The sequence below is a fragment of the Nonomuraea sp. NPDC049655 genome, from assembly GCF_044465465.1.
In the GTDB taxonomy this organism is placed as follows: Bacteria; Actinomycetota; Actinomycetes; order Streptosporangiales; family Streptosporangiaceae; genus Nonomuraea.
In genome coordinates this window covers 1,000,479-1,012,996 of the sequence record NZ_JBITLS010000001.1, presented here as the reverse complement: position 1 = coordinate 1,012,996, position 12,518 = coordinate 1,000,479, and the positions used below count along the sequence as shown (strand labels likewise).

Here is a 12,518-nt window from a genome sequence, read left to right as displayed (position 1 = left end):
CTCGGCCCCGTCGTCGTGGGCATCGGAGGCGTGAGCATCGGAGGTGTGGGATGAGTGCCTTTGACCTTCCCTGGCTGGTCGCCGACATCGGGGGGACCAACGCCCGGTTCGGGCTGGTCACCTCGCCGCAGGCCCGGCCGTCGAACGTCGCGGTGCTGGCCGGCTCCGCCTACCCCACGCTGCCCGACGCCGTCGACGCCTATCTCGCCGAGCACGCGGGCGGGGCGCGGCCGGGTGCGGCGTGCCTGGCGCTGGCCGGGCCGATCGACGGCGACCGCTACCGGCTGACCAACTCGGCGTGGGCCGGGTCCGTACGCGACCTGGGCATCCCGTACGCGGTGCTGCTCAACGACTTCGAGGCCCTGGCCGTGTCGCTGCCCCACCTGGAGGGCCCCGACCTGGTGTCCCTGGGCGGCCCCGAGCCCTCCCAGGGCGTCAAGGCCGTGCTGGGCCCCGGGACCGGGCTCGGCGTCGGCGGGCTCGTGCCCACGGACCGGGGCTGGACGCCCGTCCCGGGCGAGGGCGGGCACGTCACGGTGCCGGTGATCGACCGGCGCGAGCTGGAGATCGTCCGGGTGCTGCAGGCCGAGGGGCTGCCGCACGTCGTGGCCGAGCACCTGCTGTCCGGCCCCGGCCTGGTACGCCTGCACCGGGCGCTGGCCAAGGTCAACGGCGTGACCGCGCCCGACCTGAACGCCTCCGACATCGTGGCCCGGCTCGACGACTCGCTCTGCGCGGAGACCGTCGAGGTGTTCTGCGAGATGCTGGGCAGCTTCGCCGGGAACGTGGCGCTCACCCTGGGCGCCAGAGGTGGGGTCTACCTGGGCGGCGGAGTGCTGCCCCGTATCGTGGAACGGGTGCGGACCAGCGGTTTCCGTGCCCGGTTCGTCGGCAACCCCGACATGCCCGGATACCTGGAGGCGATCGCCACCACGCTGATCGTCGCGCCCCAGCCGGCGCTCACCGGCGCGGCCGCCTGGCTGCGCGCGCGGGCCACCACCGAACTCGTGGGCTGAGGCCCACCCTGATCACCACTAGACGGCCGTGACCCCGGCCGATGAGGAGAAGACTCTGATGAGCTTGCTCGACCTCGCCCCCGTGATCCCCGTCGTGGTGATCGACGACGTGGCGACCGCCGTGCCGATGGCCGAGGCTCTCGTGGCGGGCGGGCTGCCCGTCATCGAGGTGACGCTGCGCACGCCGGCCGCGCTCGGAGCGATCGAGCGGATCGCCGCTGAGGTGCCGGGGGCCACGGTCGGCGCGGGCACGATCCGCACCACCGCCGACATCTCGGCGGCCGTGGCGGCCGGTTCCCGGTTCCTGGTCTCGCCGGGCACGACGTTGTCGCTGGTGGAGGCCCTGGAGTCCAGCGGCGTGCCGTACCTGCCGGGCGCGGCGACCGTCTCGGAGGTGATGGCGCTGGCCGAGCGCGGCATCAAGGAGCTGAAGTTCTTCCCGGCCGAGGCGGCGGGCGGCGTCGCGTACCTGAAGTCGCTGGCCGGGCCGCTGCCGGACGTGCGTTTCTGCCCGACCGGCGGGATCCGGGCCGAGAGCGCCGCCGACTACCTGCGGCTGCCGAACGTGGGCTGCGTGGGCGGCAGCTGGCTCACCCCCGCCGACGCGCTGGCCGCGGGCGACTGGGCCCGCGTGGAGAAGCTCGCCGCCGCCGCGGCGGCACTGCCCCGGTAGCTTCCAGGGCCGCCACGGCGGCCCTGTGCTTTCCTGCGCTCGTTCCCGGGCGACGGGCCTTGGCGTCGCCGCGCCTTCTCTCACTCGGGAACGGGCGCGCGCGTGTTGCGGCCCTTCTGGACGGTGATCGCGTGCGGCGGTCCTCGTGGACGGCGGCCGCGTGCGGGCACGCGTCGCCCTGGGCGGTGACGCTCCACCCGTACCGGCAGTACGCGCACTCCTCGACGCCTTCCACGCAGGTGCGGTGGGCGATCTCAGCGCCTCCGGCCGACCGCGTCCAGCAGGCGTCGCAGCCGGGGCGGCGTCGCCCCAGAATGCCCCGCCTTCCCGCCGCCCCGCCCTCCCGCCGCCCCGCCTCTCCGCCGCCCCGCTGCACGCAGGCGCTGCACACTGCCGGGCGCTCGCACCGGCGGTCCGTCCCGCCGATGCACCGGCAGCACAGGCACGCGTCAACGGCGGCGCGCGGCCGGTGGGCGCATATGCCGCAACTCTGGACCCTTCTCCCAAAACCCCCGCCGAACTGGCCCTTTCCGGACACTCGGAGATCATCAGCCTGCGCCGAACCGGTATTCGGACGTGTGACGGCGGGGTAGGGCAAGGAATGCCAAGCCGTAGCCCCGGGAAGCCCCATCCGCTCCTCGGAGAGCGAAAGGGAGCACCATGCCGCTGGAAACGGCCCGTCAGGAACACCTCACGCGCCCGGTGACGCCGATCGGGAGCCTGGAGCGGGGCATCGACATCCTCCTGGCGCTGAGCGCCGCGCCCCGGCCGGTCAGCCTGGCCCAGCTCAGCCGGAGCACGGGCCTGCCCAAGTCCACGGCCCACCGGATCCTGGGCGTGTTGTGCGCGCGCGAGCTGGCCCGGCGGGTGGGCACCGGCTACCTGCCCGGCCGGCAGCTGGAGACGATGGCCGGCATCGCCCGCAACCGCATCCCCGGGTCGCGGCGGGTGGTGCTGCCGTACCTGCTCTGCCTGCAGGAGACCACCCGCCAGACCGTCAACCTGGCCGTGACCGCCGGCCTGGAGGCCCGCTACGTCGAGCGCCTGTACGGCCACGACCGCGTCCGGTCCCGCTCCGACGGCACCGACCTGGCGCCGCTGCACTGCACGGCGACCGGCAAGGCGCTGCTGGCCTTCGACACCGGGCTGCGCGAGGAGGTGCTCGGGCGGGGCGGCTTCGAGCGGCTGACCAGCCGCACGATCACCGGCGTGGCCACGCTGGAGCGGGAGCTGGCCCAGGTCCGCCGGTACGGCGTGGCCTACGCCCAGGAGGAGTACACCGAGGGCGTGTCGTGCGTGGCCGCGCCGGTGTTCGGGCCGGGCGGCGGCGTGTGCATGTCGGTGGGGGTGGCGGCGCCGGGCCCGTCCGCGCCGCTGGCCCGGCTGGGCCTCACCGTACGCGGCGCGGCCCAGGCGATCTCGGCCGCGCTGGTGGTGGCCTGACGTGTTCCGGCCCCTGGAACGCTCCACGGGACGCGTCCCGAAAACGTTCCGCCCAGCGAGACCCCCGCTTGCGCACCCGGCGGACGGGCGATCGCATGACCCCATGGATCTCCTTCCCGTCCCGGCCACCAAGGAGGCGCCCGCGACCCCGCCGGATCAGGCCCGGACGACCCGAGGCACGCGGGCGCCGGCCGGAGACGGGGAGGCCACGCGTGCCTAGAGGCCTGCACAGGGCCACGGTGCTGGAGACCCTGCGCCTGGCCGGCGCCCTCCTGCCGGCGGGCACGCCGCACGCGACGGCCGGCCTCGACCTGCTGCGCTCCCGCTCCCTGCTGACCGGCCTGCACGTCCGGTACGGCGGCCGTCCGGTGCTCGTCCGCGGCCCGCGCCGCACAGCGCTGGTGGTGCTGTCCCAGCGGGACGCCGAACGCGTGTTGTCCGAGCCCGCCTTCGTCCCCACCGTGCGCGAACGGGCCGCCGGCCTGCCCTACGACGTGCTGCGGCCGGCGTTCGCGGAGGTGGCCCGGCAGGAGGCGGCCGCGCTGACGGACGGCGTCATCGACTACGCCCGGCTGGAGTCGTGCTGGCAACGGGTGGCGCGGCGGTGCGTCTACGGCGCGGGCGCGGCCGGCGACGAGGAGCTGAGCGCCCTGCTCGCCCAGGTCAGACGGGCAGGCAGGGGGCGGGCCAGACGCCGTCAGGAGATCCTTTCCGGCCGCTACGACGCCCGCATCCTCGACCACCTGCGCCGCGCCGAGCCCGGCACCCTCGCCGGTCTGCTCGCCGAGACCAGCGGGCCGGAGGCGCGCGGCCTGCGGCAGGCGGCGTTCTGGCTGCTCGGCTTCAGCGTGACCGCCGCCAGCCTCATGCGCACCCTCGCCCTGCTGGCCACCTACCCCGTCCAGCGCAAGTGCGCCCGCGCCGACCCCGACTACCTGCGCGCCTGCCTGCGCGAGGGCCTGCGCCTGTGGCCGCCGGTCCCGGCCCTGTCCCGCCTCACCACCGAGGAGACCGACTGGTACGGCGTCCCGGTGCCCGCCGGCACCCACGTGATCCTCCCGTTCGCCCCCCACCAGCGCAGCCCCCGCCTGCACTACGCCGATTCCTTCGCCCCCGAGATCTGGCTCGACGGCACCGCCGCCGGCGAATGGTGGGCCCTGCCGCGCTGCGACGGCGTGCACCTGATGCTGGGCGTCGGCACGGCCTTCCTGGGCGGGATCCTGGCCTCGGCCCGCCCGAAGGCGACCGGCCGGCCGCTGTCCCCGCACCGCCCGCTGCCCCAGACGCTCAACGCCGCCCGCCTGCGGGTGACGATGCGCCCGCTGAAGCGGCGTCCGGGCCAGAGCTGACCGGGCTTCGTCGCCACCGGGCGGCGGCTTCTCCGTTAGAGTCTGGGGTGGAAAAAGGCGTACCGGCGGAAGAAACGGTTCGGTTTGCGACGGGATGACGACGGCGAGAGGACGGCGACCGTGGGGCGCTCGGCAGGCACTCCGCTGAAGCCTGAGGATCCGCCGGCGATCGGCCCCTACGAGCTGTTGAGCCGTCTCGGCTCGGGGGGCATGGGCACCGTCTACCTCGCCAGGGGCGCCGACGGGGTCAAGGTGGCGCTCAAGGCCATCAGGCGTGACTTCACGGCCGACCCGGTCTACCGGGCGCGTTTCCACGAAGAGGTGTCCAACGCGCGCAAGGTGGCCTCGTTCTGCACCGCGCGGGTGCTCGACCACGGCGAGGACCGCGGGGTGCTCTACCTGGTCACCGAGTACATCGACGGCATCTCGCTGGAAGACCAGCTGATCGAGCACGGCGCGCTGCCGCCGTCGGTGCTGCACTCGGCGGCCGTGGGCGTGGCGGCGGCGCTGACCGCCATCCACGCCGCGGGGCTGGTCCACCGCGACCTCAAGCCGGCCAACGTCATGCTGACGCTGGCCGGGCCGCGAGTGATCGACTTCGGCTTGGCGCGCTCCACGCACGTCGAGTCCCGGCACACGAACGCCGGCATGGTGATGGGCACGCCCGGCTGGATCGCTCCCGAGCAGGTCTTCGAGGGGCACACCAGCCCCGCCGGCGACGTGTTCGCCTGGGGCTCGCTGATCGCGTACGCGGGTCTCGGCGGACATCCGTTCGGCGAGGGGGACGCGTACGTGATGGCGGCGCGGGCCCGTACCGCGCCGCCGGACCTGCGCGGCCTGCCCGCCCCCCTGGACCGGCTGGTCGCCGCGGCCATCCACCCCGACCCGGCGCGCCGGCCCGCGGCCAAACAGCTCCTGCTGGAACTGGTCGGCGCGGCCGACGAGCCCGCAGCCCAGCTGGCGGCCACCGAACACCTGACGAACGCCTGGAACCCCTCGGAGTTCCGCCCCCTCGGCCACATGCCCCCACCCGCCGAACGCACCGGCCCCCCGCACCCGCCCTCACCCGCCGAACGCACGGGCTCCCCCCATCTGCCCTCACCTGCGGAACGCACGGGCCCCCGCCCTCCGATGCGCTCCGCGTCGGGTTCTCGCCCCCCGATGCCCCCGTCCCCCGACCGGACGGGGTCCCGCTCCCCCATGCCACCCGCACCCGAACGCACGGGGGCGGGCTCCGCGATGCCGCCTTCCGCCGAGCGCACGGGCCCGCGTCCACCGCACGCCCCCTCCCCAGCCGAACGCACCGGCCCCCGCCCGCCCATGCCCGCCGCCGCCCCCGCAGAGCACATGGGGCAGCGGCCCCCCATGCCTTCGGGCATGGAGCACCCTGGGCAGCAGTCCCCCATGCCGTCGCCCGCCGAGCGCACCGGACCGCGTCCGCCGCAGATGCCCTCCCCTGCCGAACGCACGGGCCCTCGCCCGCCCATGCCCGCCCCCACGGAGCACCCGGCACCTCGCGCGCCGCAGATGCCGCCTCCCGTGGACCGGACCGGGAACATCCCGCTCCCCCACCACCAGACCACCGGCCAGGCCCCCCTACCTCCGCACACCACGGGCCAGGGACCGCTGCCCGGGTACTCGCCTCCGCGCCGCAAGCGCGGCGTGTTCACCGGCTGCATGACCGCGCTGGTGATCGTGATCGTCCTGTTCGTGGTGGTCCTGGCCACCCTGGCCTGGATCTTCCGCTCCCCCGCCATAGGCGAGGAGGGCCCGGTACAGGACGGAAAGCTGAAGTTCGCGGTAACCGGCACAAAGTGCCCCAAACCAGCGAAGTCCGCCTCCCGCCGCACCTGTCAGGTCACGGTGAAGGTGAACAACGTCGGCCCCGACGCCCGCGTCCTCTACCCCGGCCAGCAGAAGCTGATCGACGAGGACGAGGCCCTGCACGGCGGCAGCAAGCTCCTGGACAAGAGCGGTACGGAGATCACCCCGGTCCGCATCGCCCCGAGCCAGTCCTTCACCGGCACGCTGGTGTTCGACCTGCCGAAGAGCGCCGAGCCGGCGGGCCTCGAAGTACACGACTCAGGCCTGAGCGCCGGAGCCCGAGTAGCCCTGAGCTAACCAGCGACTCAGACCCAAGCGCCAGAGCACAACCAGTTCGGGGTCAACCAGCCACTCAGACATAAGCGCCAGAGCACAACCAGTTCAGGGTTAACCAGCCACTCAGACATAAGCCCCGGAGCCCGAGTAGCCCGGGGCAAACCAGAAACTCAGACCTGAACGCCAGAACACAACCAGCCCAGGGCTAACCCCCTACCCAGGCATAAGCCCCAGAGCCCGAGCAGCCCCGAGCTAACCAGCGACTCAGACTGACCCAGAGCCCAAGTAGCCATGGGCTAACCGAGAACCAACCCTCACATCCCGGCAAAACGCCGCCCTGGATCGCCACCCCTCACCACCTCGCACCGACCAGCTAGCCCCCACGCCAAGCCCTCTCCATCAGGGCCATGGTCTGGCGGCGGTGTGACGGCGGCGTCACTCGAAAAGGCAGGACTCCGGACAAGAAGGCACGGCTCGCGACAAGGGCACTCCCCCGTTCCGATGATTCCCAGGGCTCTTCCCCCTCAGAACCCCTGCTCCGGCGACACCACCCCTTCCATCGGGGCGCCGTCGGCGAAGTGGCGCACGTTCGCGGCCACACGTTCGGCCAGGCCGCGCCAGTAGGACGACGGCGGGTTCGCCGTGTGCGGCGTGATCAGGACGTTGTCCATGTGCCACAACGGGTGCCCGGACGGCAGCGGCTCCGGGTCGGTGACGTCCAGCGCGGCACCACCGATCCGTCCCTCACGCAGCGCCGTCACCAGGTCCTCGGTCACGACGAGCGCACCCCGGGCGATGTTGACCAGCCAGGCGTCCGTACGCATCAGGTCAAGCTCAGGAGCACCGATCATGCCCTTGGTGCTCGGCGTGGTCGCAGCGGCGAGCACGACGTACGCGGCCTCCGGCAGCGCCTCCCGATAACGGGCACGAGGCAGTATCCGGTGCGCACCGGGCGCCCGGCCGCTGTCGGTGACCGCGATCACCGGACAGCCGAACGGCTCCAGCATCCTGATGAGCGCCCGCCCGATGCCTCCACAGCCGATGATCGCGACCGTCGAGCCGGCGAACTCCCTCGACTCGTTCCTCCCCCACTCGGTGGCCCTGGCCAGCCGGGGCAGGTCGCGGGCCGCGGCCAGCATGAGCGCGAGCGCGTGCTCGGCGACGGGCACACCGTAGGAGCCGGTGGCGGCGGTGAAGACGGGCTCCTCAGTGATCACTCCTGCCTCGGCGTACCGCTCGACTCCCGCCGCGGGCAGCTGCACCCACCGGATGCCGTCATGGATCATGGACCGCAGCTCCTCGGGGCCGCCGCGCCCGTAGTAGACGATCGCCTCGGCCTCCTCCAGCGGCACGACGCTGCCGCCCGACCGCCGTACGGCGTCGACCAACATGGGGACCGGCTCCGGGCCGACGTGGACGGCGACGCTCATCGGGGTACCTCCGTGACGTGCTCGCGGCTGTCTGCCAGGATCTGCTCGACCTCGTCGCGGGCCCGTCCGACGATGTCCGCGGCGGCCTGCGCCGCCTCGGCAGCCCGCCCGGCGGCAACCGCTTCGGCGATCTCGTGGTGGAGTCCGATGGCGGTGGTCTCCAGGCGTTCGGGCAGGAGCAGCAGCTCGCGTCTGGCTTCGAGCAGCACTTCGGTCACCTCGGCGAGCTGGGCGAACATGCCGTTGCACGACGCGGTCAGCAGCACCCGGTGGAAAGCGGCGTCTGCCGTGACGTAGGCCTGGCTGTCACCCTTACGAGCGGCGGCGTCCATGGCACGGGCATGGGTGGCGAGCTCGTCCGGCACACGGAGGTCAGGCCTGGACGCGGCGAGCGCGGCGGCGGCAGGCTCGACCGCGGCGCGCAGCTCGGCCAGCTCACGCAGCTGCGCCTCACGCCCCGGCGAGGCCAGCCGCCAGCGGATCACCTGGGGATCATAGAGGTTCCAGGCGCTCATCGGCCGTACGGTGACCCCGACACGAGGACGGCTGGTGACCACGCGCTTCGACTCCAGCACGCGGACGGCCTCGCGTGCGACGGTCCGGGAGACCCCGTACCGCTCCTGGACGTCCTCCAGGCGCAACACCTGCCCCGCACGGATCTCCCCGGCCGCCAGCGACCTGCCGACCGCGTCGAGCACCTGCCCGTGCAGGCCGCGTAGTGTCTCCACGCTCATCGGGCCCCCGCCAGCCCGGCCAGCAGCGCCGCAACCCGTTCAACCGCGGCACCTGGGCCGCCCGAAGTCAGCGCCGATCCCATGCCGCAGGCCACGGCGCCGGCCGCGATCCACTCGGGCGCATCGTCCACGGTCACGCCGCCGGTGGGGATCGCCGGCGCCTGCGGAAGGGCAGCCCGCACGTCGCGCAGCCAGGCGGGTGAAACGCCCGACGCTGGAAAGATCTTGACTGCGTCCGCCCCCTCTTCCAGGGCACGAACGATCTCGGTCGGGGTCGCCACGCCCGGGAAGACCGGCACGCCGTAGCGGTGCCCGGCGCGGATCACCTCAGGGTGCAGGCTGGGTGAGACCAGGAAGCGCGCGCCGGCCTCCACGGCGGCCCTGGCAGCGGCCGGGTCGAGGACGGTCCCCGCCCCGACCAGCGCGTGGGGCCGCTGCTCGGTGAGCCTCGCCACGGCGCTGAGGGCGCGGGGCGTGGTGAGCGCGACCTCGACGGCACGCAACCCGGCATCCAGCACGGCCTCGGCCGACGTCAGGGCCGCCTCGGGCGTGGCGGCCCTGACGATGCCGAACACGCGTTGCTCTGTGACAGCCTGGACGATCTCCCAGCGGTACATGACTTCCTTCCTTGGTTTCCTCACCAGCGAACAGCTACGGCGAGCCGCCCTCCGTGGTGACGCACGATCCCCGCCTGGCCACCCGACGCCCGGCCCGCCTCCCCCCGAACCGCCTTCATCCCGACCTCGTCAGCTCATGGACGGACTCATTTCTCGCATGCCCACCTCAGCTCCGACCTCGTCACCCCACGACCGGACCGCCTCACGCATGCCCGCCTCCGCCAGAAATCGTCGGCTCCCGGACGGACCGCCTCTCACATGACCGCCCCAGCCCCGACCTCGTCACCCCACGACCGGACCGCCTCTCGCATGGCCACCTTCAGGTGAACCCGCCTCCACCGCACTTGCCGGTCCACCGTCGAAATGTCCTTCAGTCGCCTCAACCCGTAACAGGTCCCTTCGCCCGAGGCCCGCATCCTTCGATGGCCGCTTTCCGCATGCACGCTCTTCGAACCAGCAGCCCTCCACAGGCTCTCCGGCTTCGGCATACCGTCTTCGGATTCCCCGTTCATCGAGGCGACCGACATGGCGGCCTCACCCATCCGGACAAACCCCTCCAGCAGACTCGCAATTCACGTTCGCTCGTCCTCAACGGGCTCATGCGGCGCGAGAGGCCAGTTAGCGCAGGCCCCCGTCGCCATGTACATCATCAGCAGACCGACATCAGCGTCACGAACCTCCGGCGTGGACGGCCTCGAGCTCCGTACTCGACCGCCTTCGACAGGCTCGTGGTTGGTAGCAGAACGACTTCGATGAATCAGTGATCAGCAGTGGCGGTTCTTCGGCAGTGATCGCGCTCTTGGCGGCGGAGAATCTTCGGCTGGTTGGCGGGCTATCGATGGACCGTCTCGGCGTGCCCGGTGAAGGCGGCCAAGGCACGATCCAGGCCCGGCCGATCCGGAAGGCCGTCGGTGTCGGCGGCGCACTGGACGACGAGTGCCGCCACTGCCGCCGCCTCGCGCAGGCACACCTCGTACGACTCACCGCGCAACATCCCCGACAGGAACCCGGCGGCGAAGCCGTCCCCTGCTCCCACGGGATCGGCCACCGGCACCGTGAACGCCTCCTGCCGCAGCCCTGCGCACGTGGCGGACTTGTCCCGGTGCTTGACCACGGTGAGGCCGGGCAGCGTCGCCGGGTCGACGTGGAGCAGGTCGAGTTCGTCCTCACCGGCCAGCACCACGTCCGCCCTGGACAGGAGCGGCGCCACCCGCTCGCGCCACGCCGCGGGTTCGCCCAGCTTGTATCGGATGTTCGGGTCGATGGAGACGAGCGCTCCGGCCTGCCCGGCCAGCTCCAGCAGCCGCAGGGTCGCCAGGTGTGCGGAATCCGACAACATCGGAGTGATGCCCGTGACGTGGACGATCTTCGCCCCGTTCACCATCTCCAGGGTCAGCTCGTCCGGCCTCAACCTGGACGCGGCGGCCCCGGAACGGTAGTACTGCACGTCGATGGCCCGGAAGGGATGGCTGTCGCGCACCAGCAGACCGGTCGGCGCATCGGGGTCGATGACCGCGTGCCGGGTGTCGACACCCTCGGCTCTGAGCATGGAAAGGACCGCCCGGCCCGCCGGGTCAGCGCCGACCCGGCCGAGCCAGCGCACGTCATGGCCCAGTCTGGCAAGCCCCGCGGCCACGTTCGACTCCGCACCCGCGATGGAGCGACGGAACACCGTGGCACGCTCCAACGGGATACCGGGCTCGGCCAGCATCAGAAGCATGGCCTCACCGCACACCACGACGCTCATGACTCGCCCATCTCCTGTCGTTCCGGATCCGTCAACGGTGCTATCACGTCATGAAGGACAAGAGAAGGATCATTCAGGTCGTCTCGTAGGAGGAGGGCTGGGAGATGTCGATCCTGGATCGGTCGGGCAGAGCCAGCGCGGCGGCGAACCCGACCACCGCACCGACGATCATGAAGATCGCTATCGCCTGCCAGCCGTAGTCGTGCAACAACCATGTCGCGATCAGCGGCGCGGGGCCGCCGGCGATGATCGAGGCGAGCTGATAGCCGAGACCCGCGCCGCCGTACCTGAGGCTGGTCGGGAAGCTCTCGGCGATGAGCGAGGCCTGCGGGCCGTACTCCATGGCGTGCTGGATCTGCGTGATCATGATCGTCAGGAAGACCACCAGCACGACGCCGGTGTTGAGCAGCACGAAGTACGGGAACGCCACCACTGCCAACAGCGCTGCGCCGGTCGCGTAGACGAGCCGGCGGCCGACACGGTCGCTCAGGTGCCCGAAGAACGGGATCGCGATCAACTCCACCGCCGCCGCGCACGTCACCGCCGACAGCGCGACCGTCCGGGACAGGCCGAGCTGCTGGGTCACGTACGTGATGGCGAACGTCGTGTAGAGGTAGAACGGCATCTGCTCCGACACACGCAGCAACGCGCTGAGCACCACCTCCTTCGGATGCCTGCGCAGCACCTCGACGACCGGGAGCCTGACCACCTGCCGCCGTTCCAGCACCCGCGCGAACATCGGGGTCTCCAGCACCTTCAGCCGCACCCATAGGCCGACCGCCACCAGCGCCAAGCTGGCCACGAACGGCACCCGCCACCCCCAGTCCTTGAAGGTGTCGCCCGTCGTGGCGGCCAGCAGCGACATCGCGCCGGTGCCGAGGATCAGCCCGATGGGCACGCCCACCTGCGGCCAGCTCGCCATGAGCCCGCGCCTGCGCTGGTCGCCCCACTCCATCGACAGCAGCACCGACCCGCTCCACTCGCCGCCCACCGCGATGCCCTGCAGGACGCGCAGGACCACCAGGATGATCGGCGCGGCGATGCCGATGCTGTCGGTGCCCGGCAGCACGCCGATGAGCGCACTGGCCACGCCCATCGTCAGAAGGGTGACGATGAGGGTCGCCTTCCTGCCGATGCGGTCGCCCCAATGCCCGAAGATCGCCGCACCCACGGGCCGGGCCGCGAAGCCCACGGCGTTGGTCGCGAAGGCCGCGAGCGTGCCCGCGTACGGCGTGGACTTCGGGAAGAAGACCTCGGCGAAGACCACAGCGGCGGCCGTGTTGTAGAGGAAGAAGTCGTACCACTCGATGGCGGTGCCGACCACGCTGGCCGTCGCGGCCTTGCGCACCTGGGCTCTGTGCTCGGCGGTCGTTAATCCGCTGCTGCTCTCGGTCACGCTGCACCTCGAA

10 protein-coding genes are annotated in these 12,518 nt (G+C 72.3%); 5 read left to right on the top strand and 5 right to left on the bottom strand.

Features of this window, described 5'->3' with window-relative positions:
• Positions 1-50: 50 nt before the first annotated feature.
• From glk to ACIBQ6_RS04640, 5 genes are all read left to right on the top strand, one after another.
• Positions 51-1,016: a glucokinase gene (gene glk / locus ACIBQ6_RS04660; protein ID WP_397210258.1), complete on the top strand. Its 966-nt coding sequence runs from the start codon at positions 51-53 to the stop codon at positions 1,014-1,016.
• Positions 1,017-1,074: 58 nt separating this feature from the next.
• Positions 1,075-1,689 (top strand): bifunctional 4-hydroxy-2-oxoglutarate aldolase/2-dehydro-3-deoxy-phosphogluconate aldolase, encoded by a 615-nt coding sequence (gene eda / locus ACIBQ6_RS04655; RefSeq protein WP_352351613.1) that lies wholly within the window; start codon positions 1,075-1,077, stop codon positions 1,687-1,689.
• Between the two features lie 660 nt (positions 1,690-2,349).
• Positions 2,350-3,132, top strand: coding sequence for an IclR family transcriptional regulator (locus ACIBQ6_RS04650; RefSeq protein WP_397210256.1), 783 nt, complete (start codon positions 2,350-2,352; stop codon positions 3,130-3,132).
• Positions 3,133-3,344: 212 nt separating this feature from the next.
• The gene (locus ACIBQ6_RS04645) at positions 3,345-4,481 is read left to right on the top strand and encodes a cytochrome P450 (RefSeq protein ID WP_397210254.1); all 1,137 of its coding nucleotides are present in this window, start codon (positions 3,345-3,347) and stop codon (positions 4,479-4,481) included.
• A gap of 120 nt (positions 4,482-4,601) precedes the next feature.
• On the top strand, positions 4,602-6,602 hold the full coding sequence (locus ACIBQ6_RS04640; protein WP_397210252.1) for a protein kinase: 2,001 nt from the start codon (positions 4,602-4,604) through the stop codon (positions 6,600-6,602).
• Between the two features lie 503 nt (positions 6,603-7,105).
• On the opposite strand, the gene ACIBQ6_RS04635 is transcribed toward ACIBQ6_RS04640, so the two are convergent.
• From ACIBQ6_RS04635 to ACIBQ6_RS04615, 5 genes are all read right to left on the bottom strand, one after another.
• Positions 7,106-8,011, bottom strand: a complete 906-nt coding sequence (locus ACIBQ6_RS04635; RefSeq protein WP_397210250.1) for a D-isomer specific 2-hydroxyacid dehydrogenase family protein — start codon at positions 8,009-8,011, stop codon at positions 7,106-7,108.
• Positions 8,008-8,745, bottom strand: a complete 738-nt coding sequence (locus ACIBQ6_RS04630; RefSeq protein WP_397210248.1) for a FadR/GntR family transcriptional regulator — start codon at positions 8,743-8,745, stop codon at positions 8,008-8,010. Before ACIBQ6_RS04630 ends, ACIBQ6_RS04635 begins: the two co-directional genes overlap by 4 nt.
• Entirely contained in the window at positions 8,742-9,362 is a 621-nt protein-coding gene (locus tag ACIBQ6_RS04625; protein WP_397210246.1) for a bifunctional 4-hydroxy-2-oxoglutarate aldolase/2-dehydro-3-deoxy-phosphogluconate aldolase, read from the bottom strand. Before ACIBQ6_RS04625 ends, ACIBQ6_RS04630 begins: the two co-directional genes overlap by 4 nt.
• Before the next feature lie 832 nt (positions 9,363-10,194).
• Complete coding sequence (locus ACIBQ6_RS04620) at positions 10,195-11,109, bottom strand: sugar kinase (protein WP_397210244.1); 915 nt, start codon at positions 11,107-11,109, stop codon at positions 10,195-10,197.
• Positions 11,110-11,182: 73 nt separating this feature from the next.
• On the bottom strand, positions 11,183-12,505 hold the full coding sequence (locus ACIBQ6_RS04615; protein ID WP_397210242.1) for an MFS transporter: 1,323 nt from the start codon (positions 12,503-12,505) through the stop codon (positions 11,183-11,185).
• Between the last annotated feature and the right edge of the window lie 13 nt (positions 12,506-12,518).

Coding starts and splice junctions, on each gene's coding strand:
- eda (WP_352351613.1), top strand. CDS start 1,075: ATGAGCTTGCTCGACCTCGCCCCCGTGATCCCCGTCGTGGTGATCGAC.
- ACIBQ6_RS04630 (WP_397210248.1), bottom strand. CDS start 8,745: ATGAGCGTGGAGACACTACGCGGCCTGCACGGGCAGGTGCTCGACGCG.
- ACIBQ6_RS04650 (WP_397210256.1), top strand. CDS start 2,350: ATGCCGCTGGAAACGGCCCGTCAGGAACACCTCACGCGCCCGGTGACG.
- ACIBQ6_RS04625 (WP_397210246.1), bottom strand. CDS start 9,362: ATGTACCGCTGGGAGATCGTCCAGGCTGTCACAGAGCAACGCGTGTTC.
- glk (WP_397210258.1), top strand. CDS start 51: ATGAGTGCCTTTGACCTTCCCTGGCTGGTCGCCGACATCGGGGGGACC.
- ACIBQ6_RS04635 (WP_397210250.1), bottom strand. CDS start 8,011: ATGAGCGTCGCCGTCCACGTCGGCCCGGAGCCGGTCCCCATGTTGGTC.
- ACIBQ6_RS04620 (WP_397210244.1), bottom strand. CDS start 11,109: ATGAGCGTCGTGGTGTGCGGTGAGGCCATGCTTCTGATGCTGGCCGAG.